We start from the raw sequence: 23518 nt of genomic DNA, 5'->3' as shown, positions 1-23518 counted from the left end.
CAGGCATCACGACATTTGGATTTTGACATACAAAGACATAAACTGCGGTTACCGCATTCCCTTCCACGCAGAACAGGAGCGTATTCATGATCACGCGCGAGACCCTGAAGTCTCTTCCCCCCGGCGTCGTCGCGCCCGGCTACGATCTCGCGGCCGTCAGGCCCGGCATCGTGCATTTCGGCGTCGGCAACTTCTTTCGTGCTCATGAAGCGCTGTATGTCGAGAAGATCCTCAAGGACGACCCCAACTGGGCGATCGTCGGCGTCGGGCTGACCGATAGCGACCGCTCGAAGAAAAAAGCCGAGGAATTTCGCCGACAGGATTGCCTTTATTCCCTGACCGAGACCGCTCCTTCGGGTCAGAGCACCATCAGCGTGATCGGCTGCCTGCGGGACTATCTTCTGGCCCCCGCCGATCCGGAGGCGGTGCTCGAGCGACTGTCCGATCCGTCCATCAGGATCGTCTCCATGACGATTACCGAGGGCGGCTATAACATCGACGAAACCACCGGCGAATTCGACCTCGACGATGCCGCCGTGCGTCAGGATCTCGAAACGCCGGAACGGCCATCCACCATTTTCGGCTATGTGGTCGAGGGCTTGCGTCGCCGCCGCGCGGCCGAGAGCAAGGCTTTCACGGTGATGTCCTGCGACAATCTGCGCCATAACGGCAATGTGGCGCGCAAGGCGTTCCTCGGTTTCGCGAAAGCGTGTGACCCCGAACTGGCGCAGTGGATCGAGGACAACGCCACGTTCCCCAATGGCATGGTCGACCGCATCACGCCCACAGTGTCAGCCGCGACCGTCAGAAAGCTGAACGCCGCCAGCGGATTGCACGATGACCTGCCCCTGGTCGCCGAGGATTTCACCCAGTGGGTTCTGGAAGACCGCTTCGCTGATGGCCGCCCCCCTCTTGAAAAAAGCGGCGTGCAGTTCGTCGACGACGTCACTGATTACGAGTATGTGAAGATCCGCATGCTCAACGCCGCCCATGTCCTGCTGGCTTTTCCCGCCGTCCTGCTTGGCTACGAACATATTGACGAGGCCGTCAACGATCCCGACCTCAAGGCGCTCGATCTGGCCTTCCTGAACAGGGATGTCATCCCGACGCTCAAGGCCCCGCCGGGCATGACGCTGGAGGGCTATCGGGACAGCGTTCTGAGCCGCTTCTCCAATCCCGCGATGGCGGACCAGACGTTGCGCATCGCCAGCGACGGCTCCTCCAAGATCCAGGTCTTCTGGACGGACACCATCCGCAAGGCCCTTCAGAACAAGGGGGACCTGACCCGCATCGCGTTTGGAATGGCCGCCTATCTGGAGATGCTGCGCGGCGTCAACGAGAAGGGCGAGTCCTACAAACATTCGGAACCGACCTTCAAGGACAGGCAGAAAGCGCTGGCGAAAGCCGATGACTTCGAAAGCGCCCTGCAACTGCCGTCCTTCGATCCCTGGCGCGATCTCGATACGTCCGCGCTGGATGCGAAAGTCGTCGCGTTTCGCAAGCAGCTCCGCGCCGAGGGCGTGCGGGCCACGTTGCGGAGCCTGGGTCTGTAACAGGTTCCGGGAGATCTTGCCCGTTTACATAAGAAGGCGGGATCGCGATCCCCCCCTTTCCGGTTTCAGACGATTCCGCCCGAGATCGGCAATGTCACGCCCGTGATATAGCTTGAGTCGTCGCTGAGCAGGAACGACACAACGCCGGGAATTTCCTCCATCGCGCCAAGCCGACGCATCGGCACGCCACCGAGCATCTGCTTTTTCACTTCTTCCGGATCGGTCGAAAAATACTGCGTATTGGTGCGCGCCTGAAGCTCCGTCTGACGGTCCCACATGAATCCCGGCCCCATCAGAGCAGGCGCGATCCCGTTGACCCGGATATTATGGGGCGCGAGATCCTTCGACGCGACCTGCGTCAGCCCCACGACGCCAAATTTGGACGCTCCATACGCGCCCATATTCGGCGGTCCCTGAAGCCCCGCCATGCTGGCCGTGTTCACGATGCGCCCGAATTTCTGCGCCACCATCCGGCGCGACACCGCGCGCAGCACGTGAAACGCGCCGATCAGGTCGATCTGTACCACGCGCTCGAAATCCTCGACGGGATACTCATGGATCGGTGCGAACGCACCCTGATACCCGGCATTGTTGAACAGCAATCCGACCGGGCCGAGCGCGGCTTCGGCGGTCGCCACCGCCGCTTCCACGCTTTTATAGTCCGTAACGTCGCATAGGACCGTTTCGACCTTGCCGCCGAGGGTCGCGACTTCATCACGTGCATGGCCGAGCTTGTCCCCATCGAGATCCAGCAAAACCAGTCGAGCGCCTTCACGCGCCAGACGGGTGGCAACGGCCAGCCCGATATTCCCCGCGGCTCCGGTCACAAGGGCGGTCTGCCCGACAAAACGTTGCTCAACACTCATGGCGTCCAAACCTCTGTTCTTACGCTCCTGCCCGATCCGGGAGCGCATGTCTTCCTGCGCGTCCGGACAGGGTCGTTTGCATCATAGAACGCGGCAGAATGTAACGCATCGGCCCCGCACGATGTTTCCGCCTGATGAAGCTCATGGATGTCCGCGCCGTCGCTTCGGACAACTTGAGTCTCCGGACTTCGGACCCGATGCACGGTCAGCGGTTTACGCGATGCATGGCCTGCGGGATAAGGACATCGCTTTTCCTTCAATCTCCCCTTCAGCATCTGGGTTTCCATGATCCGTCTCGACACCATCAGCAAGCACAATGGCAACCGCGTGATTTTCATCGAGGCGTCGGCGGCCCTTCAGAAGGGCGAGAAGATCGGACTGGTCGGCCCCAACGGAGCCGGGAAGACAACGCTCTTTCGGCTGATCACAGGCAGGGAAGAGCCGGACGAAGGCAACGTCCTGACCGATCGCGGCATCACGATCGGGTTCTTCAATCAGGACGTCGGAGAGATGGCGGGCCGGAGCGCCGTCGCCGAAGTGATGGACGGCGCCGGGCCGGTCGCGGAAGTCGGGGCGGAACTGGCCGCACTGGAAGCGGCGATGGCCGACCCCGAGCGGTTCGACGATCTGGACGCCATTCTCGAGCGCTTCGGCGACGTGCAGGCGCGCTTCGAGGAGCTGGGCGGATACGCGCTGGACGGTCGTGCGCGCGAAGTCCTGCACGGGCTCGGTTTCAGCCAGGAAATGATGGATGGCGACGTCGGACGGCTGTCGGGCGGCTGGAAGATGCGCGTGGCGCTCGCGCGGATCCTGCTGATGAAGCCTGACGTGATGCTTCTCGACGAGCCGAGCAACCATCTCGATCTGGAGAGCCTGATCTGGCTGGAACAGTTCCTCGGCGGCTATGACGGCGCCTTGCTGATGACGTCGCATGATCGCGCCTTCATGAACCGGATCATCAACAAGGTGATCGAGATCGATGGCGGGGCGCTGACGAGTTTCTCGGGGGATTACGAGTTTTATGAACAGCAGCGCGCTCTGAACGAAAAGCAGCAGCAGGCGCAGTTCGACCGCCAGCAGGCCATGCTGGCAAAGGAAGTCGCCTTCATCGAGCGGTTCAAGGCCCGCGCGTCCCACGCCGCCCAGGTGCAGAGCCGGGTGAAGAAACTGGACAAGATCGACCGTGTCGAACCCCCGAAGCGCCGTCAGACGCTCTCCTTCACCTTTCCGCAGGCGCCGAGATCGGGCGATGCGGTCGTCAATCTGCGCGGCGTCGACAAGCGTTATGGCAGCCGGGTGATCTATCAGGGGCTGGACCTGCTGATCCGGCGACAGGAGCGCTGCTGCGTGCTCGGCGTCAACGGCGCGGGCAAATCGACCCTCCTGAAGCTGGTCACGGGGACGACCGAACCCGATGCGGGCACGGTCACGCTCGGAGGCAGTGTGAAGATGGGCTATTTTGCCCAGCACGCCATGGATCTTCTGGACGGCGAGCGGACGGTCTTCGAGACGCTGAACGATGCGTTTCCTCTGGCTGGCCAAGGTTCGTTGCGGGCGCTGGCGGGCGGCTTCGGGTTTTCGGGCGATGATGTCGAGAAAAGCTGCCGGGTCCTGTCCGGCGGCGAGAAGGCGCGGCTGGTCATGGCCCTGATGCTGTACGATCCGCCGAACTTCCTGGTGCTGGACGAGCCCACCAACCATCTCGACATCGCGACAAAGGAAATGCTGATCGCGGCCCTGGCGGATTATGACGGCACCATGCTCTTCGTCTCGCATGACCGGCATTTTCTGTCGGCATTGTCGAACCGGGTGCTGGAACTGACGCCGGAGGGTCTTCACCGTTATGACGGCGGCTATACGGAATATGTCGCGCGCACCGGGCGGGAAGCGCCCGGTCTGCACGCGTAACATTACGCTCCCGCCGCAAGGACGCGGGGATCAGCGGGGATGACCGCGATCGCCCGGCGTCGGCGCATGCTCCGATACCACGAGCGATCTGGCCGCCAGATGCGCGATCCCGGCAAAAGCCTCTCTCAACTGGCCCTCTGTCGGCGTGCCGCCCCGGGTGTAGACGCTCATCACCAGAGGCGTTCGGGGCCGGGGCCATATCACGGCGATATCGCCCGCCGCGTCAGAACCGTTATTGCCGGTTTTATCTCCGACCACCCAATCCGGCGGGAAACCCGCCCGCAGCCGGTTGGCGCCGGTTCTGCATCCCACCAGCCAGGTCGTGAGGATTCGTCGGGAGGTTGCGGACAAAACTTCCCCGAGAACGAGCGTTTGCAATATGCCCGTCATGGACGCGGGTGTCGTCGTATCGTTTATGCCCCCGGGAGGCGTCCGGTTCAGGACGGGTTCCACATTGTCGAGCCGGGTTTCCCGATCGCCCAGTCGACGCCAGAACGCCGTCAACGCCGCCGGCCCTCCGATACGGGCCAGAAGAATATTGGCGCAGCTATTGTCGCTCTGCTCGACCGCCCCCGCACACAACTCCCGCACGGAGAGGCTTCCACCGGCCAGATGCGCCTTGGCGACCGGCGCGTACCAGTCCTGGATATCGGACGCCCCATAGGAGACCTGTCGATCGAGACTTTCGTGCCCCTGATCGCAAAGCGACAGCACACACGCCGCGAGAGAAGCTTTGAACGTGCTGCACATGACAAAGCGCTCGTCAGGCCGCCAGGCCAATGTCTCGCCCGTCACGATATTTTTTGCATAGACCCCGATATGACCGCCGCTTGAGCGCTCATAACGGGCGACAACGTCCATGAGCGCGCTGCGCGCCAGCGCCGGAGACGCCAGAAAAGCCGGACTCAGCCATAGAAAATCACGACGACGCATGGAAACACCCCCATAAAGAAGACAATGACGCCGCCTTCAACGGTCAGGCCGAACCGAGGCTCCGGCGTAACCGCTCCATGGCTCCAGGCAGGCCCCGCACCTTCAACACGCGGCCCGTTTCGTTATGTTCCTCGGACAGCACCCGCGCATTTTCGTAGATCTCGCCGATCAGGGCCTGCTTCGCGTATGGAAGCACCAGGACGTCATCGACCATCTCGGCCTCGAAAAACGCGATGATGGTGTCTCGCAGCGCGCTCACATCCTCGGCTTCATGGGCGGACAGCATGATCGCATCGGGGTGTTTTTCCAGCAGGGCGGCCCGCCGGTCCGCGTCGACCTGGTCCATCTTGTTCAATACTAGGCGCGACGGCACCGCATCCGCGCCGATTTCCCGCAGCACGCTTCGGCTCACTTCCAACTGCGCCTCATAGGTCAGGTCCGACGCATCCACCACGAAGAGCAGCAGGGACGCCTCCAGCGCTTCGGACAGGGTGGATCGAAAAGACGCCACCAGATCGTGGGGCAACTGCTTGATGAAGCCGACCGTGTCAGCGATGAGAATACGCGGCCGCGTCTCGGGTTGCAGGGTCCGAACGGTTGTGTCCAGCGTGGCGAACAGCTTGTCCTGAACCAGCACCTGGCTTCCCGTAAGCGCGCGCATCAGGGAGGATTTTCCGGCATTGGTATAACCCACCAGCGCGACGCGCAGCTGGTCGCGCCGGGCCGAACGGCGCTGATCGCCGTCACGTTGCACGGCCTCAAGCTGGGTCTTGAGTTCGGCCAGACGATCGCGGATTTTGCGGCGGTCGAGGGAGAGATGGCTCTCGCCCGCGCCCGGTCCCTGTTGCCGACCACCACCGTTGGAGGACTCGCGCAGACGCGGCGCCACATATTTCAGGCGCGCCATCTCCACCTGTAATCTGGCTTCGCGCGTGTTGGCGTGACGATGGAAGATTTCGACGATGACGCCGGTACGATCCAGCACCTGAGCCCCGGTCGCACGCTCGAGATTACGGATCTGGCTCGGCGAAAGTTCATGATCGACGATGACGAATTCGGGCCTGCGAGCCGCATCCGTATCCGCTTCCACGGACTCCTCCGGCGCAGCTGCCCCCTCGAAACGTCGCCGGGCTTTCGTCATCGGCGGCGTCGCCATCGAACGGACGACGCCGGTGCCGCCCGTCAGGGCCGCGAGTTCCTCGAGCTTGCCCGCGCCGAGAAGCGACGCCGCACCTGTGCCTTCGCGCTTTTGCGATACGGAGCCCACGACTTCGTAGCCCAGCGTCTTGACCAGACGGCCCAGCTCCGCAAGGCTCGCTTCATGGGCGATGTCATCGACATCCGGGGTCTGAATGCCGACAAGCACGGCCAGCGGGATCGGGAGCGCAGTTTCCATCTTTCAGCATGTAGCACGAATATGAACGATGGAACGGCAGAACGAAGACGCGTTTCACGGCATTATTTTCTTCACCGGTCGCCGCACACCGTCTAGGATCGCTGTCGACGGGCCGCAGCGCCCTTCGACAATAACGGGAATGCGTGAATTCGTGACAGCACGGATGCGAAGCTGGATGGGTCTGCTGGCCTGCCTGCTCATGCAGGTGGGTCTGCTGTCGTTCGTCTCGCCAGCGCGCGCCGAAATGCCGCATGCGCACGGGTCTCACACGATGATGTCCCATCACGCCGGTTGCGGCGTCGCATCGAGCGCCGATGATCGCGGCGCGTGTTCCCCGTCTCATCATCACCGGATGCCGTGCTGCAACGTTCATCCCGTCCTGCCCGACGTCGTGGTCGCGGACGATGCCCAGCCGGTTGTCCTGAGCGCGGCGGAACGCTCCCGCTATGGTCGCCCCCGATATGACGCGGTGATCGGTGCGACGAGCGCGCCCCTCCTGAGACCTCCGAAAGACGCGGCGCGCGCCCTGAGCGCCTGATCCGGCCGCCGGACAACCGGCGGATCGCCACGTCTTTATGGATTCCCTGTCATGCCCCCACACCGTTTGCACGGTGCTTTGTCCCGGCGTCGTTTCGTCACGCGCCTGGGGACAGGCGCGCTGCTGACCGCGCTATCGCGGCCCGCCCATGCCCTGGTTCAAAGCCCCGAATTTCCCGGCCCGCGCGGCCTCGTCCCTCCTGCGCCCGCGACGAACTGGTCGCTCAGCGTCGGGCGGCGGCGCATCACGCTCGATCACAAGACGCTTGATGCCCCCTGCCTGAACGGCACCGTCCCCGGCCCCGTCCTGCGATGGCGGCAGGGCGATACGGTCACGCTCGCCGTGACCAACACCCTCGACGAGCCGACCTCGATCCACTGGCATGGCGTGCGCGTGCCCTCCGCCATGGACGGCGTACCGGGCCTCAGCTTCGACGGTATCCCACCGGGAGAGACGTTCACCTATCGTTTCCGCGTCCATCAGAGCGGCACCTACTGGTATCACAGCCATTCCGGCGGTCAGGAACAGCAGGGGCTCTATGGCGCGATCGTCATCGACCCCGCCACGCCGGACCCGAACGCCTGCGAGCGGGACTATGTGATCCTTCTGTCGGAATGGACGGATGTTTCTCCACGAGACATCGTCAGCAATCTGAAGATGCAGGACGATTATTATGTCTTCCGCCAGCGCACGGCGGCCTCTTTCCCCCGGGAAGCCCGTGAAAAAGGCGCTCTGGCCGCGCTGAAGGACCGCCTCGCATGGTCGCGCATGAACATGGCGGCGACCGACATCGCCGATGTTTCGGGCGCGATCTATACCTATATTCTCAACGGCCACGCCCCCGACATGAATTGGACCGGGCTGTTCCACCCCGGCGAGCGCGTGCGGCTGAGATTCATCAACGGCTCGTCCATGACGATGTTCGATGTGCGCATACCGGGTCTCGAAATGCTGGTCGTGCAGGCGGATGGCAATGACGTCGAGCCTGTGCCAATCGACGAGTTCCGGATCGGCGTCGCGGAAACCTACGACGTCATCGTCCAGCCAAAAGACGCGCGCGCCTATGCGATCTTCGCGCAGAGCGAGGATCGCACGGGCTTCGCGCGCGGCACTCTCGCGCCCAGGGCCGGGATGGCGCCGGACCTGCCGCCCATGGACCCTCGACCCGTCCGCACGATGGTGGACATGGGCATGGCCGACATGGGCATGGGCGACATGAAGCCCGGCGACGGCATGCCGGAGATGGACGGCGCCTCTCCCGCTCACGCCCATGCCGACATGCACGCGATGGATATGCCCGGTATGGATATGTCCGGCATGGATATGCGCCATGACGGGCAGGGCTCCGTCGCGCACCCGCTGGAAGTGGACGATCCGGGCCCGCCCCCCATCGGCGTGGAGAACCAGAACGTCGCGATGATGCCGATCGACCGCACCGGCAGTCCCGGTGACGGTCTCGAGGACAACGGCCGCCGTGTTCTGAACTATCGGCAGCTTCGGGCCACGCGCCCCGGCGCGGACCCACGCCCGCCGTCTCGCGAGATCATCATGCATCTCACCGGCAACATGAACCGCTATATCTGGGGCTTCAACGGACGGAAGTTTTCGGAGTCCGGCCCCATTCGCCTGCGGCGCGGCGAGCGTGTGCGTTTCACGCTCATCAACGACACCATGATGGAACATCCGATCCACCTCCACGGATTATGGAGCGAGCTGGAGAACGGCCAGGGGGCCTATGCGCCTTACAAGCACACGATCATCTGCCAGCCGGGATCGAAACTCAGCTACCTCGTCACGGCTGATGTGCCCGGTCGGTGGGCCTTCCACTGCCATCTCATGTATCACATGGATCTGGGCATGTTCCGCACGGTGCTCGTGTCATGAGGGCGCTGCTTCTGATGGGCCTGTCACTGCTCTGCGCGTGCATGGCCCACGCGCAGACCACGCAATACCACGCCGCCGACGCCCCCGATGCGGGCACGCCGAGCTATATCGACGGCATCATGCCGGTCATGGACCAGGGAACGTGGTTCCATGGTATCCTCGACGCGCTTGAGGGCCGCTACGCGCCGGGGAACAGCGATTTCCGCTGGGATGGCGAAGCCTGGTTCGGCGGAGACTACAACCGCCTGTGGCTGAAGACGGAAGGGACCGTCGAGAAGGGACGCCTTCACGACGGCGATCATGAAGCGCTCTACAGCCGCGCCATATCGCGCTATTTCGATATTCAGGGCGGCGTGCGGGTCGATCTGGATGACGGCCCGACGCGCACATGGGCGGCTTTCGGCATTCAGGGGCTGGCCCTTTACCAGTTCGAAATGCAGGCCACCGCCTATGCCAGCGACCGGGGCCGTTTCGCGACCCGCCTGGAAGGATCGTACGATTTCCTGCTGACCAACCGGCTCATCCTCCAGCCGCAGGCGGAATTCAACATTTACACCAAGGCCGATCAGGGACGCGGCGTAGGCGCGGGCCTGTCCGACGTCGATGCCGGTCTGCGGCTGCGCTACGAAGCCTGGCGGAAATTCGCGCCCTATATCGCCGTGACCTATGCGGGCTATTTCACGCAGGCGCGCCGCTTCGCCCATGAGCGCGGCGACCCGACAGGGTCCGTCCGCTTCACATTCGGGCTCCGGTCATGGTTCTGACCTTCCGATCGGCCTTACTGGCTCTCAGCTCCAGATCATGGGATACCAACATGCGCGCCTCTCCCGCTCTTGCGATCGCCCTCTTTCTCACAGGCACAGCCATGGCGGCACCACCCGGACCGACCGGCAGCGACACAATGGCTGGACACCCCAGGACTTCGCCGCCTGAATCCACGCCCAAATTCTCGGCGAAATCCATGGCGGACCTTGACATGGCGCGGAAAATGGCAATCTGCGAGAAGCTGGAAGACGCCCGGCGGAAGGGAGCCGCCCTGACCCCGGCCATGCAGGCACCGGACGCGGCCTGCCGTCGGATGGACAGTGAAATGACCGCTCGTGAAATGATGGGCGGCACAGCGCCGGAAGCGACGCAGGAACGCTGAAAACCAAACTGCTCGATCGGGAGACGAACTCTTGCCCCAGACCCTCAACGTCCCGATCGACGGCATGAGTTGCACCGCCTGTGCCGCACGTGTGGAAAAGATCCTCAACCGGCAGGAGGGCGTGAAGGCAGCGGTCAATTTCGCCTCCGGAAACGCCCAGGTCTCGCTGGATGGTCCGACGGCATCCGCCGATAACGTGATGGCCGCCATACGCAAGGCGGGCTTCACCGTACCGGAAGAAACAGTCGATCTCGATCTGACCGGCATGAGTTGCGCGGCCTGCGCGACGCGGATCGAAAAAGTTCTGAACCGCATGCCCATGACGCGGGCCAGCGTGAATTTCGCCACCGAGACGGCTCATGTCGCCTTCATACCCGGCGTCACGGACGTGGCGGAGATCATCGCCCGGATCGAAAAAACGGGATTTGGCGCAAGCATCGTCCATGATGGACAGCCGGAAGACGCCCAGGCGCGCCGGGCCAGCGCGTGGCGTCAGGAGCGCAATGCGTTCCTACTGACGCTGCTCCTCTCGCTGCCGCTCTTTTACGAAATGATCGCCATGTTCATCGGCTCGCTCCCGATGCTGCCGCGATGGGCGCAGTTCGCTTTCGCCACGCCCGTGCAGTTCTACTGCGCGCGCCATATGTATCAACGGGCGTGGAATGCCGTGCGCGGCGGATCGGCCAATATGGACGTGCTGGTCGTGCTCGGCACCAGCGTCGCCTATTGTTTCAGCGCGATCATCGTGATGACGGGTCTGAGACAGCCAGTCTATTTCGAAGCCAGCGCGGCGATCATCACGCTGATTTCGCTCGGCAAGCTGATGGAAGCCCGCGCGAGGAACCAGACGAGCGCGGGTGTGGAAACTCTGCTGCGCCTGCAACCGGACATGGCCCATGTCGAGATCGACGGCGCGACGGTCGATCGCCCCGTGCCCGAACTGCGCGTGGGCGACGTGTTCACCGTAAGGCCCGGCGAGAGCGTGCCGGTGGATGGCGTCGTGATCGAGGGCGCATCGGAAGTCAACGAGTCCATGCTGACGGGCGAAAGTCTGCCCGTGCTGAAAGAACAGGGAAGCAGGATCATCGGCGGCACGCTCAACGCCAACGGCGCGCTCCGTGCCCGGGCAACCGGCGTGGGCGCGGACACGGCTCTGGCGCGCATCGTGAAAATGGTTCAGCAGGCCCAGGGCTCGAAGGCCGCCGTCCAGCGCCTCGCCGACAGGATTTCGAGCGTTTTCGTGCCGACGGTCATCGCCATCGCCGCCGTCACGTTTCTGGCCGGATGGGCAATCACCGGCTCCGCGACATGGAGCCTCGTCTCGGCCGTATCGGTTCTCGTAATCGCCTGCCCCTGCTCGCTGGGCCTCGCGACGCCGACGGCCATCATGGTCGGGACCGGCCAGGGCGCGCATCACGGCATCCTGTTCCGTAACGCCGATGCGCTCGAACACGCGCAGAAACTCACGACCATCATTTTCGACAAGACCGGCACGCTGACGGAAGGGCGACCAACCGTTCGCGAAATTCATGCCTCTCCAGCGCAGGATGAGCGGCACCTCCTCTCCGTCGCCTCTACGCTGGAGAGAAATTCCGAGCATCCTCTGGCGCGCGCCATCCTCGCGCGCGCCGAGGGCGTCGATCCGCTGGAGATGGACGCATTCACCGCCGTTCCGGGCCTGGGTGTCACGGGCAGGATCCATGGCGAGATCGCACGGCTCGGCTCGCCCGCCTTTCTCAACAACGCGGGGCTGGCGCTCGACGATGCGCTGATCGGGCGCATGCAGATGCAGGGCCAGACCGTCATTGGCGTGGCACTGGGAACGACATTGCTGGGCTATTTCGGCCTGTCGGACCCGCTGCGATCCGATGCGGTGTCCACGATCGCGGCCCTGAAACGCGCCGGGACGCGCGTCATCATGCTCACGGGTGACAATGAACGCGCCGCATCCGTGGTGGCGCGGGAAGCGGGTGTGGATGATTACGTCGCAGGCGTTCTGCCTGAACAGAAGGCCGAAGCCGTGGGCCGGTACCGGGCGCGCGGCCATGTCGTCGGCATGGTCGGCGATGGAATCAATGACGCGCCCGCTCTGGCGGCCGCCGATGTGAGCTTCGCCATCGGCGCCGGGTCAGCCATCGCCATCGATACCGCCGACATCATTCTCATGAAAAGCGAACTCGGCAGCGTTCTCGATGCGATTTCGCTCTCCCGCGCCACACTGGCCAAGATCCGCCAGAACCTGTTCTTTGCGTTTTTCTACAACGTCCTGGGCCTGCCACTCGCGGCGACCGGCATGCTCAGCCCGGTCGTCGCCGGAGCGGCGATGGCGATGAGTTCGGTCTCGGTCGTCAGCAACTCCCTTCTACTGAACCGCTGGAAACCCGTCCGGCGCTGATATCAGGGCACCCGCGCCCTGGGAGAGAATGGCTTCCACGGCACCGGTCTTCGCGTCCACGCGGAAGACATCGTCGTCCTGCCGCGCGTGACCGGCGAACTGCACGGGCAGTGTCGAGCCGGGCCTCATGATAAAACGCAAGACCGATCCGCAAGAGATCATTGTGCAAACCATGAAAGAACGGAGAATTCACGATGTCGACGATGACGCCCCTCATCTACGCGGGCGCGGCGCTGGCCGAGATCGGCGGCTGTTTCGCGTTCTGGGCATGGCTTCGCATGGGGAAATCCGCCTTCTGGGTTCTGCCCGGATGCGTGTCCCTCATCGCATTCGCATGGCTGCTGACGCTGGTGGACACCGACGAGGCCGGTCGTGCCTACGCGGCTTACGGCGGCATATATATTTGTGCGGCTCTTCTTTGGCTCTGGGGCGCCGAAGGCGTACGCCCCGATCGCTGGGATCTCGCGGGCGCGTGCTGCTGCCTGCTGGGAACGGCCATTATTCTCCTCGCGCCGCACCGCCCATGACGGTTGTGAAGGAACCATTACGGAGACGACCGGTTGCTTCCCTACGGACAACAACGCGGAGAACGATCGGAATGACAACGCAACATGGGCTCCGCTCCAGCGTCGCCAGAAGCGCTCCATGGCTTGGCGTGCACGCCCTGATCCTGAGCGTCGCGACAGGGCCTCTGGCCTCGCAGGCGGCCCCGCCTTCCCCGACGATGTGGTACTGGCACAACTGGACCGACCATGACGGCGTCAGTCACATGACCCACTGCCCCGTCCGGAATTTCGACCTCAAGACGATGTCGAAACCCGCGGGACCGCAATGGCAGGACCGCCTGAAGCAGGGATCGGCGCAGGTGATCTTCACGGTTCAGCCGTCGCACTGGAACGGCGCATGGCACCCTGACCCCAAGGTTCAGTGGATCATACCGCTCAGGGGAACGTGGTATGTCACGGCCATGGACGGCACGAAAGTCACGATGGGACCGGGCGACGTCTCGCTTGGCGAAGACCAGATGAGCCGCAGGGACGCCCAGGGACGCGTGGGGCATTTCGCGGGCAATGTCGGTGATGGTCCGGTCGAACTCATGGTGATCCAGACCGACGAGCCGCCGACGACCGATCAGCCCTGCCGGTTCAAATAGGGAGGGAGGATCGACGCGGCCCCGACGGCACGCGCGGCAATAACAGCTTTCCCATTTGGCGAAGGCCGCCATAATAGGTGTTTGAGTCAGCCCGGAGCATCGAAACATCATGGCGTCCCCTTCTGCCGGAACCTTTTCCTTCGGAACGTATCTCGGTCGGTTCCGCGCCATCGTGATCGCGGGCACCGTTCTCTGCGGGACGAGTGTGCCCGCTTTCGCCGCCCCGGGTGGAGACGCCCTGAATTTCGGCGGCGCGAACGGCGCCCTGAAATCAATTCCCTCGACGGTCGGGGCGCATGGCATGGTAGTTTCGGCCCAGCATCTGGCTTCCGACATCGGCGCGCGGATCCTGAAGGACGGAGGCAACGCCATCGATGCGGCCGTCGCCGTGGGCTATGCGCTCGCCGTGGTCTATCCGGCGGCGGGCAATATCGGCGGGGGCGGTTTCATGACCCTGCGCACGCCCGATGGCAAAGCCTTCTTCGTTGATTTTCGCGAGCATGCGCCTCTGGCCGCCACCGAGACGATGTATCAGGACGCCAACGGCAACGTCATCAAGGATCTGTCCACTCTTGGCTGGAAATCGGTCGCCGTGCCGGGAACCGTCGCCGGACTGGACATGGTGCTGAAGCGCTGGGGCACGATGAGCCGCGAGAAAGTCATGGCGCCCGCAATCGCGCTGGCCCGGGACGGCTACGTTCTCGAGGAGAACGACGTCCATCTGCTCAACACGTCGACAGCCGCTTTCGCCAGCGATCCCTACGCCTCGAAGATCTTCCTGCGGAACGACGGACAGCCCTTCCAGATTGGAGACCGCTTCGTCCAGAGCGACCTGGCCAGGACGCTCCAGATGATCGCGGATCAGGGGCCGGACGCTTTTTACAAGGGCTGGATCGCACAGGAGACCGTCCGCGCCAGCAAGGTCGGGGGTGGTATTCTGGAAATGGCCGATTTCGCGGCCTACAAACCGCGCGTTCTCGAACCCGTGCACTGCATCTATCGCGGCTTCCATGTGGATACCGCCCCGCCTCCGAGCGGCGGCGGCGTGGCGCTCTGCGAGATGCTGAATATTCTCTCGGGCTACGACCTGCATCAGGAGGGACTGTACAGCCCCAAAGCAGCCCATCAGGAAATCGAGGCCATGCGGCACACCTATTCCGACCGACGTGATCTCGGCGATCCGGCTTTCGTGCAGAACCCGGTCGAGCATCTGGTCGATCCGGCCTATGCCGCCAGGATCCGGGCCGGTATTCCCGCCGACAGGGCTGTGCCATCTTCCGATCTGACGGCAGGCGATCCGCAGCCGGAGAAGCACGAGACCACGCATTATTCCATCATGGACAAATCGGGTTACGCCGTCGCCGTGACCTACACGCTGAACGGCTGGTTCGGCGGCAAGGTCATGGCGGGCAGGGCCGGCTATTTTCTCAACGACGAAATGGATGATTTCGCCACCAAACCGGGCGCGCCCAACATGTTCGGCATCGTCGGAAGCAAGGCCAATGCGATCGCGCCCGGCAAGACGCCGCTGTCGTCGATGTCACCGACGATCCTGTCCTATCGGAACAAGGCGATCATGGCGGTCGGAAGCCCGGGTGGCTCGCGTATTCCGACCATCACCCTGGCCGCCATACTCGGCGTCGTCGATTACGGCAAAACCATTCAGGACGCCGTCGACATGCCACGCATACACGAGCAGTGGGAGCCGGAAACCGTCGAAGTCGAGCCCGGCGCGCTCTCTCCCGACACCATCATGGCGCTCGAAGCCCAGGGCTACCAGATCGCCGTGCATCAGGCCTGGGGTTCGGTCGAGGGCGTCCTGTACGGTGGGGCACGCCTCGGCCAGAAGCCGGATGGAAAATTCTACGGCGGCTATGACCGTCGGCACGCGGGCGGAGGAGCGGCCGGAGAGTAAACGCCAGCGCGACATTCTCGCATCGTGGCATGGATGCGGGACAACCGGTTTTGTCCCTCTCGATTTCGGTCGACGGCACTCGAATATGACGATTTGACGTGATGGACAGAACCACACTTGCCGCGTGACGCGAGCTCGGCGATATGTTGCATCATGTTTCGATCGATGCGCTGGCTCTTTCTGGGAATTCCGCTCCTGCTTTCCGCATGCGCCGATGACGGCGTGTGCAGGATTTCCACTCTGGGCAATCTTGAAGTGCTGAATGCCACGGGGTCTCCCATCGTGAAGGCCACCGTCAATGGCCACCCCGTGGCCTTTATCGTCGATACCGGGGCGCAGATCAGCAGCATCTGGCCTCAGGAGGTCGATAAGCTCGACCTTGTATCCAGCTTCCACACGGTCCGGATGCGCGGGACAGGCGGCGAGACATTCGCGGGCGTCGCGATAGCGGACAAGCTCGGCATGGGGAGCGGAACCGCGTCGGATATCCCGTTCGTTACGGTCGGGAACCTGTTCGATGGCCGAATGGTGAACGGACTTCCAGTAGTCGGGCTTTTCGGAGCCGACTTCCTGAGCAGTTACGATGTCGTCTTCGACCTGCCCGCCCGCCGGATCAATCTCTACGTCACGCACGGATGCGGTGAGTCGCAGCCTGACTGGAACGGAGGATTTTACAAGATCGGGATCGATCACGGATCGCAGGATCGATCCAAAATCCAGGTTCATCTCAAACTCGACGGTCATCCCATGGAGGCGTTTCTGGATAGCGGCGCGCACAGAACCCTCATTTCACTCGATGACGCGCTGGCTGCCGGCGTAAAAAAGGCGGATCTTCTTCAGGATCGCAGAGGGGTCGGGATCGGCATCGACGACCGAAAAACCGTTCGATATCTCCATCATTTCGACAGCCTCGACATCGGTCCCTTCCGCATCATGCACCCCGTCCTGAACGTCGGAGACACGCGCGACAGTCTGCTGGGCGCCGAATTTCTCCGTCGGAACCGGGTGTGGATTCCCCGACGCGAAAACTGGATTTTCGTCCAGCCCGTCCTCGCGAAGGTTTTAAGCGTGTCGCAGCCGCCTCCTTCGTCCCCGGCAGCGCCAGCGTCAGCGTCAGCGGGACAATGAGCCCGTCGTCAGGTCGTCGTATTTTCCTCGCAACCATCCCTGATGTCCGGATCAGACATTCGATCGGCGCAGCATCCAGCGGCCACAGGGACGCGTTCGCCGCGCCGATCGTAACGAACCGTCCCGGTCTCAACACGCTCTCCCATCGGCCCGCGCAGTCCTGCGGGAGTGCGATGGGAGAAAGCGTTCCGTTCAGCGATAACGAGGCCGGATCGGGATGCAACCCGGCCATGTGTCGGGGCGCGATAATGAGGAGCTGGTCCTCGCCGAGCACCCGGCGGAACACGATGTGACGATCGTCTTTCACGGCGAAAGGCTCGAAACGTCCTCGTGCGAAAAGCAGGGGATGACGCCGACGACATGCGAGCAGAGCATGGATGAGTGTCTGTTTGACCGCGCCGGTTTCCCAGCAGGCGGCCGCCATGTCGAAATCCATGGCCTCGCCGAGCACCCTCTCGCGCTGCTCGTAATCAACGGCGCGGCGGTTATCCGGGTCCACGAGACTGAAATCCCAGAATTCGCAGCCCTGATAGAGATCGGGCACACCGGGTACGGTAAGCCGCAGCAATGTCTGCGACAGGCCATTCAACGCGGCGGCGGGGGCGATCTGGCGCACAAACGCCATCATCTCGTTCTGAAAGACGCGCGACCGGGCCGGGTCCAGCAACGCGCCGAGCGCCTCCAGACAGGATTTTTCGTAGGCCTCGTCTGGATCGAGCCAGCTGGTATGACGCTTGCCTTCCCTCAAGGCCTTGATGAACCAGGCGCTCACCCGATCTTCAAGTCCCTCCAGGTCACCGTTGAGTGGCCAGACGCCGAGGAGCGTCTGCAACAGCATCAACGCATCCGAGCGATCAGGCGCGTCCCGAGCATCACCAAGCCTGTCCAGCCAGTTGCGCGCCTGCGCCGACCAGGCCTCGGCGACCTCGCTGAGCACCGCGATCCGCATGCGCGCATCCTCGCCGCGCTTGTGATCATGCGTCGCCGTCGCCAGCATCGCGTCCGGATGCGTTTCCAGTCGCTGCGCACAGCGCTCATGGAACACCGGCACGGACAAAGCCACGCAGTCCGGTTTGCTGCCCACTTCGTTGCGCGATATCAGTCGGACATAACGATAGAAAAGCGTATCTTCGAGAGACTTGGCGGCAAGCGGGGCCGTCAGATGCTCGAAACTCCGCTGCGCCCGTCGCTGGGCGAGGGATGGCCCCTTTTCCACCGATACTGACAGGCATGCGACGATACGATCGAGCAGTTCATGCCGCGCGGGAGACAGCTGCCCTCTCGCCTGATCAGCGGCCCTGCCGAGCGCTTCACGGTCCGCCGTGTGATCCGCCAGCCGCTCGTCGGCGTAATAGGTGCGGTAAAGGTCAAACGGAAGCAGCAACGCACGCGCGACGACCGCTACGCTCTCAAACGTATCGTCATGTCCGTTGCCGATCCCGCCCTCCGGCGCCTCTTCGAGCGCGCGCGCCAGTCGCCGCACGAGACGGGCAAATTCTGCCGGAAACATGCCCGACAGGATTTCGCGACGCGCATGGCGTTGCATCGCAGGAAAAGCACTTGCCTCATCGAGACACGTGGCAAAGAGCGCGTCGAGTTCGGGCTGGCCGGACCCGTCATGCAGAACGGCGGAGACCTGATCCATGAAATCATAGCCCGTCGAGCCGTCGATCTTCCAGTCTGCGGGGAGCGCCTCGCCGGGTTCGAGGATTTTTTCCACATAGACCGGAGCGTCAGAAGGCGCATCAGGCGGTCGTTGCGAAGCCACCCCCTCCAGCCGGGCGCGTAACCGGGCACAATAGGCGTCCGGCGCAGCGAGACCGTCGATGTGATCGACGCGAAACCCGTCCACGAGGCCGCGTGCATACAGGGAAATGGCGTAATCATGCGTGGCATCGAACACGTCGATTTTCTCGACGCAGAGACCACCCAGACCCGTATTGTCGAAAAACCGCCGCCAGTTGAGAATTTCGGACCCGGAACGCCAGAATTTCAGAACCCATGCCTGTTTCTCGATCAACGCATGGAGACGGCTCCGCCCGACGGGCGTGCCGGTGTCGTAATTTTCCAGGCACCGCCGCACGGCCGTTGCCCCGGCGTCGCTCCCAGCCCATTGGGCCAGCCGCCTCAACGTGTCTGCCGTCTCGCGATCGGGTCTGTCCCGCTGGGCGAGGATGGACAGCGCGGCCTGCAGCACGGCGGGCATACCGCTGCCACGCAGGAGAGTGGCATAATCCGTCGGGCAGACCGTGAAACGATGCTCGTGATGCTGGACGAAAAACCGGCCGCTTTCCGCGGGGCAGGTCAGGGAGAGAACGCCTTCCTGCAGCGCCTGTGCGTAGGGGCGGTCGAGGAACGGCATGACGATCCTGCCATCGGTCTCCGGACCGGGATCGTCCCACGCCACATCGAAGAAGGACGCATGCGGGCTGCGGCGTCCCCATGCCAGCATGTCTTCCCACCAGAGGTTCCCGGCGCCGCCCACCGCCATGTGATTCGGCACGATGTCGATCATCAGCCCCATGCCGTGCTCGCGAAGCGCGGCCATGAGGGTCTTCAGCCCTTCTTCACCACCCAGCTCCGGCTCGATGCAACCGTAATCGAGGACGTCATAGCCGTGTGTCGAGCCCGGGCGACTGCGAAACAGGGGGGAGGCATAGACATGGCTGATACCGAGCCGCGCCAGATACGGAACGTATTGCGCCGCCTTCGCCAGCGTGAAACCCTGCCGGAACTGAAGGCGCATCGTGGCCCGCACGCCGTTCCACGGGTCGGATGTCACGTCCCGCATGGGATCCTCATTCATCGCGGCCTCTCCGTGCGCAGACCTGTCAGGCGCGATGTGACAGCGGCGCGTTTGAGCAACATGCGGGTCAGTCCGGGGTAGCGCCGACGCCAGTTCGGATGTTCCGTCAATGTGCCGGGAATATTGACGGCCTCGTCCAGCCCGAGAAGATCCTCAAGAGGCACCAGAGCCAGGGGACAGGCCGCCTCAGCCGTATAACGCACGGCCAGATCCACGATAACCCGAGCACCTTTGGCGCTGGCGTCGGGGCGTGTCGGATCTTCGAGCGTGCATTCGTCGGGCGCTTTCGCCTGATCCGGTGCGGCCTTGCGCACGGGACGCTTTTTCTTGCGTCGATCCGCGCTCAGGGCGCTCCACAGGGCCTCGCGCTCTCCATCCCGTTCTTTCCGGGCGCTCTCAAGGCCTTCATCGGTCGCGATTTCCCGGGTCGTGCGACGCCATTGCAGATCCACGCCCTGCCACCACCCGGCGAGGGGCGGAAGGTCATGCGTCGTGGTCATGGCCACGGCCTTGCCGGACCATGCGTCCGGCGCCAGAAAACAGCCTTTGGGGTCCTTCTGGAACGGCAGGACGTTCATGCCCAGCAAAGCCTGCCGCGAAAGTGCCTCGCGAAAAGTGGGCTCAACCGTTCCGAGATCCTCGCCGATGACCACGGCTCCGGCGCGTGCCGCCTCAAGTGCGGTCAGATGCAAAATGTCGTCACGCGGATAATCGAGATAGGCCCCATCCGCCGAGCTTCCGCCTTCCGGAATCACCCACAGACGCTCCATGCCCATCACATGATCCATGCGCAGGCCGCCGACATAGCGGAAATTGGCCTTCAACATCTCGATGAGAGCGCGATATCCCGTCGCGACCAGACGGCGCGGCGCATAGGTCGTCAGGCCCCAGTTCTGCCCCGCCCGGCTGAGCGCATCGGGCGGCGCGCCGATCGACAGGCCCAGCAGGTGATCGGTCTGGTTGGACCAGCACTCGCTCCCCTGCGGATCGACGCCGATGGCCAGATCCCCGATGAGACCGATCCGCATACCCCCTTTGAGGGCGCTCTCCTGGGCGCTGCGCAGACCGCGTGCGGCCAGCCATTGCAGGAATTTGTGGAACATGACTTCGTCTTCCATGCCCCGCGCGAAACTCGCCACTTCCGGATTGCCGGGATGACGGACCGTTTCCTGCCAGGACCGCCAGTCTCCACCCCGTGGGCCGCGCCGCACGGCCTGAGCATGGAGAACCTCGAAAACCGCATGTTGATGAAGAGGCGTGCCTCCCGCCGCGACGAAGGCCGCAAAATCGTCGGGCTCAACAGGAGTGCTTCGCGTTTCGTAAAGGGCGCGCAACAGCTTCAGGCGCGCGGAGGCGGCTTCCGTCCAGTTGATCAGATCCGCTTCTTCCAGGCGATGAAGCGCCGGGACTGAAAGCCCGGCGCGCCGCATGGCGGCGCGGACGGTCTGCGCGTCGAACACCGCATGGGGGTCTATCAGAAAGACATTCAGGAACAGGCGGCTCGACGGAGAATACGGGCTGTAATGCTCCGGACGGGCCGCGAACATGGCATGGGTCGGACTGAGCATCAGCGCATCGCCTCCGGCGTGCCCAAGAGCACTGGCCAGCCCTCCGACAGCGCTGAAATGACCGAGCCCACCGTCGTTTCGATCGCGCAGACCATAGACCTGTGCGCCGCCGCCCCACATACGCGGCGTGCGCGCGCCGGTAAGATCCGCCAGCGTTGGGCAATGCGAGGGCGCCACGGCGAGCGTAACCTCCCGATCCCCGATTTCGAGCTTGTGGTAGCCTTGCGTCCGCATGCCCGCCAGAGAATACGTCCCCTGCCGGTCTTTCCGGACCCGGCCTTCCATCGTCATGCCGTCTTCGAGCGTGATCTTGTAGCGATCGCTCTCATGGGCTCCTGCTGGAAGACGCACGGCGCGCCCTGACTGGGCCACGATCATGGGCGGCAGGGCAACTCCTTTTCCATCGTGTGCGCTGGCCTGAAGCAAAGGGACAAGACGTCGCAGACTGTCTGGCGAGACGACGCGCGTCTTCCCCTGCGCATCCTGCCATCGCGTCTTGAGGCCGAGCCCGCGAGCCTGTTTGGCGAGGGCCTGATCAGACATGAGGACTCTCCTTCAGCCAGACGCCCATCGAACAGGCCCCGAGAACGGACCCATTGGGCGGATGCGGCCAGACATAGATTGCCTCGCCTTCCGGCCTGTCGTGCAATACCGCCGCGTCCTGACCGAGATTGATCGCAATCGTCAGAAGCGCGCCGTCGCCCATCATCCACCGGGCCAGAAGAGCCTTATCCTTGCCCGCCGCGCCTTCCAGAATCTGCGCGCCCGCGCTGACCGTTCCCGCCAGACGCGGCATGATGAAACGGTGGCGCAGAGCAAGCAGCCCGGACGTCAGGTCGAGCCATCGTCGATGCTCAGGTTGTTCCATCTCCGCACGATCGGGACGCGAGCGTTCGAAGGTTTCGAGAGCGTTGGGGTCGGGAATATGTTCCCGACGCTCGACGCTCTGAAAGGCGCTGAAAGAACGGAATTCCGCCCGTCGGCCGTCCCTGACGATTTTCGCCAGTTCGGGACCATGGCTGGTGAAAAAGAAGAACGGCGTGCGGCTGCCCCACTCCTCCCCGAAGAACAGCATCGGGATCTGCGGATTCAGCAGCATCAGGGCGTAAGCCACATGCAGAGCGTCGGGAGAGGCGAGGGTCGTCAGGCGCTCACCCATGGCGCGGTTGCCGGTCTGGTCATGGTTCTGGAGAAAAAATATGAATTTATCAGTCGGCAGATCGCCACTCGATGAGCCCCGCCTGCGCCCGTCGACAGGCGCCTCCTGCCCCTGGAAACAGAAACCTTCTTCCAGAACGGTTTCGAGCGAGTGCATCGGTGCGCCCGAGAAATTACCGTAATAGCCCTCGTCTTCTCCGGTCAGCAGCACATGCAGGGCGTTGTGCGCGTCATCGTTCCACTGGGCGGAAAAACCGTCCCGCAGAAGGGCGGCGTCATTATTCTCGTTCTCGAGAATAAGATGAACGTGCCGCCCCTCTTCCACATGCGCTTCGACGGTCTGACGCAGTTCTTCCAGCCAGCTCCGGTCGATGATCGCCTGTACCGCATCCATCCGCAAACCGTCGAAGCGAAACTCCATCAGCCAGTAGAGCGCATTATCAGTGAAATAATCCCGGACTTCGCGCCGCCGGAAGTCGATCGCGTCCCCCCAGGGCGTTTTCTGACCGTGCGCGAAGAAACCGTCCGCATACTGCGAAAGATAATTCCCGTCAGGACCGAAATGATTATAAACGACGTCCAGAAAAATCATCAGGCCGTTTCGATGGGCCTCGTCGATCAGATATTTCAGATCATCGGGCGTGCCGTAGCTGGATTCAGGCGCGAACGGGAAGACGCCATCGTACCCCCAGTTCCGGTCCCCCGGAAATTCGGATAGCGGCATCAACTCCACCGCCGTCACACCGAGAGCCGTCAGGCGCGGTAGATCTTCGGCCAGTTTCCGATAGCCGCCGCAAAGTCCGACGTGCAGTTCGTAAATGACGGTTTCCTGCCACGGACGGCCCCGCCATTCAGGAAAACGCCAGATGTAAGACCCTGGATCGACCACGAGGCTGGGTCCGTGCACATCCTCGGGCTGGGCGCAGGATGCAGGATCCGGAACGCTCAGTTCGGCGCTGATACCGTAGCGATAGCGGACGCCGGCGCCGCTCGCCACCTCGCATTCGAACCAGCCGTTTCCCACAGCGGACATCGGGAACGGTTCGTGACCTTCCCGTTCGAGCGTGACCTCTTCACAGGACGGAGCCCAAAGGCGAAAACGCGTCCTGTCCGGAGCCAGCAACACAGCCCCCTGACGACGGTCATACTGGAAACTGCGCGACATGGCCT

General features: G+C 63.3%; 17 protein-coding genes and 1 pseudogene. 11 read left to right on the top strand and 7 right to left on the bottom strand.

Annotation, left to right across the window (positions count from 1 at the left end):
- The first annotated feature begins 86 nt into the window (after positions 1 to 86).
- Complete coding sequence (locus tag PWM43_RS13110) at positions 87 to 1553, top strand: mannitol dehydrogenase family protein (protein WP_289842970.1); 1467 nt, start codon at positions 87 to 89, stop codon at positions 1551 to 1553.
- A gap of 65 nt (positions 1554 to 1618) precedes the next feature.
- Here the strand turns inward: PWM43_RS13110 and PWM43_RS13105 are convergent, their stop codons facing one another.
- Entirely contained in the window at positions 1619 to 2419 is an 801-nt protein-coding gene (locus PWM43_RS13105) for an SDR family NAD(P)-dependent oxidoreductase (RefSeq protein WP_289842969.1), read from the bottom strand.
- Positions 2420 to 2704: 285 nt separating this feature from the next.
- Here PWM43_RS13105 and PWM43_RS13100 point away from each other — a divergent pair, with 285 nt between their 5' ends.
- On the top strand, positions 2705 to 4327 hold the full coding sequence (locus tag PWM43_RS13100; RefSeq protein WP_289842968.1) for an ABC-F family ATP-binding cassette domain-containing protein: 1623 nt from the start codon (positions 2705 to 2707) through the stop codon (positions 4325 to 4327).
- A gap of 30 nt (positions 4328 to 4357) precedes the next feature.
- Here PWM43_RS13100 and bla read toward each other — a convergent pair whose 3' ends face one another.
- Complete coding sequence (gene bla / locus PWM43_RS13095) at positions 4358 to 5260, bottom strand: class A beta-lactamase (RefSeq protein ID WP_289842967.1); 903 nt, start codon at positions 5258 to 5260, stop codon at positions 4358 to 4360.
- Positions 5261 to 5303: 43 nt separating this feature from the next.
- Positions 5304 to 6656, bottom strand: a complete 1353-nt coding sequence (hflX, locus tag PWM43_RS13090) for a GTPase HflX (RefSeq protein WP_289842966.1) — start codon at positions 6654 to 6656, stop codon at positions 5304 to 5306.
- Positions 6657 to 6684: 28 nt separating this feature from the next.
- On the opposite strand from hflX, the gene PWM43_RS13085 reads away from it, so the two are divergent.
- Genes PWM43_RS13085 through PWM43_RS13065 form a run of 5 tightly spaced genes read left to right on the top strand, consistent with a single transcriptional unit; the run spans position 6685 to position 12620 of the window.
- Positions 6685 to 7194, top strand: a complete 510-nt coding sequence (locus tag PWM43_RS13085; RefSeq protein WP_289842965.1) for a hypothetical protein — start codon at positions 6685 to 6687, stop codon at positions 7192 to 7194.
- Between the two features lie 51 nt (positions 7195 to 7245).
- On the top strand, positions 7246 to 9078 hold the full coding sequence (locus PWM43_RS13080; protein ID WP_289842964.1) for a copper resistance system multicopper oxidase: 1833 nt from the start codon (positions 7246 to 7248) through the stop codon (positions 9076 to 9078).
- A gap of 14 nt (positions 9079 to 9092) precedes the next feature.
- Entirely contained in the window at positions 9093 to 9842 is a 750-nt protein-coding gene (locus tag PWM43_RS13075) for a copper resistance protein B (protein WP_394356082.1), read from the top strand.
- 50 nt (positions 9843 to 9892) lie between these two features.
- Positions 9893 to 10225 carry a hypothetical protein gene (locus PWM43_RS13070; RefSeq protein WP_289842963.1) on the top strand — a complete coding sequence of 111 codons (333 nt, stop codon included), beginning with the start codon at positions 9893 to 9895 and terminating at the stop codon, positions 10223 to 10225.
- A 31-nt stretch (positions 10226 to 10256) separates the two neighbouring features.
- Positions 10257 to 12620 carry a heavy metal translocating P-type ATPase gene (locus PWM43_RS13065; RefSeq protein ID WP_289842962.1) on the top strand — a complete coding sequence of 788 codons (2364 nt, stop codon included), beginning with the start codon at positions 10257 to 10259 and terminating at the stop codon, positions 12618 to 12620.
- On the opposite strand, the gene PWM43_RS13060 is transcribed toward PWM43_RS13065, so the two are convergent.
- Complete coding sequence (locus PWM43_RS13060) at positions 12588 to 12761, bottom strand: hypothetical protein (RefSeq protein WP_289842961.1); 174 nt, start codon at positions 12759 to 12761, stop codon at positions 12588 to 12590. The two genes, PWM43_RS13065 and PWM43_RS13060, sit on opposite strands and share 33 nt — an antisense overlap.
- Before the next feature lie 62 nt (positions 12762 to 12823).
- Between PWM43_RS13060 and PWM43_RS13055 the strand changes: the two genes are divergently transcribed.
- From PWM43_RS13055 to PWM43_RS13040, 4 genes and pseudogenes are all read left to right on the top strand, one after another.
- Positions 12824 to 13147, top strand: a complete 324-nt coding sequence (locus PWM43_RS13055; RefSeq protein ID WP_289842979.1) for a YnfA family protein — start codon at positions 12824 to 12826, stop codon at positions 13145 to 13147.
- A 71-nt stretch (positions 13148 to 13218) separates the two neighbouring features.
- A complete protein-coding gene (locus PWM43_RS13050) occupies positions 13219 to 13773 on the top strand; it encodes a cupin domain-containing protein (RefSeq protein WP_289842960.1) in 555 nt (184 codons plus the stop codon).
- Between the two features lie 109 nt (positions 13774 to 13882).
- Positions 13883 to 15688 carry a gamma-glutamyltransferase gene (gene ggt / locus PWM43_RS13045; RefSeq protein ID WP_289842959.1) on the top strand — a complete coding sequence of 602 codons (1806 nt, stop codon included), beginning with the start codon at positions 13883 to 13885 and terminating at the stop codon, positions 15686 to 15688.
- Positions 15689 to 15841: 153 nt separating this feature from the next.
- Positions 15842 to 16627, top strand: a pseudogene (locus tag PWM43_RS13040) (aspartyl protease family protein); the annotation flags it as partial.
- Here the strand turns inward: PWM43_RS13040 and treY are convergent.
- From treY to treZ, 3 genes are read right to left on the bottom strand one after another with little or no spacing between them, the layout of a single operon-like run.
- Complete coding sequence (gene treY / locus PWM43_RS13035; RefSeq protein WP_394356081.1) at positions 16620 to 19622, bottom strand: malto-oligosyltrehalose synthase; 3003 nt, start codon at positions 19620 to 19622, stop codon at positions 16620 to 16622. The pseudogene PWM43_RS13040 and the gene treY sit on opposite strands and share 8 nt — an antisense overlap.
- Entirely contained in the window at positions 19619 to 21733 is a 2115-nt protein-coding gene (malQ, locus tag PWM43_RS13030) for a 4-alpha-glucanotransferase (RefSeq protein ID WP_289842957.1), read from the bottom strand. Before malQ ends, treY begins: the two co-directional genes overlap by 4 nt.
- A complete protein-coding gene (treZ, locus tag PWM43_RS13025) occupies positions 21726 to 23513 on the bottom strand; it encodes a malto-oligosyltrehalose trehalohydrolase (protein WP_289842956.1) in 1788 nt (595 codons plus the stop codon). Before treZ ends, malQ begins: the two co-directional genes overlap by 8 nt.
- Between the last annotated feature and the right edge of the window lie 5 nt (positions 23514 to 23518).

The organism is Brytella acorum, from assembly GCF_029309905.1.
In the GTDB taxonomy this organism is placed as follows: Bacteria; Pseudomonadota; Alphaproteobacteria; order Acetobacterales; family Acetobacteraceae; genus Brytella; species Brytella acorum.
This window is presented reverse-complemented; position numbering and strand designations above follow the sequence as displayed.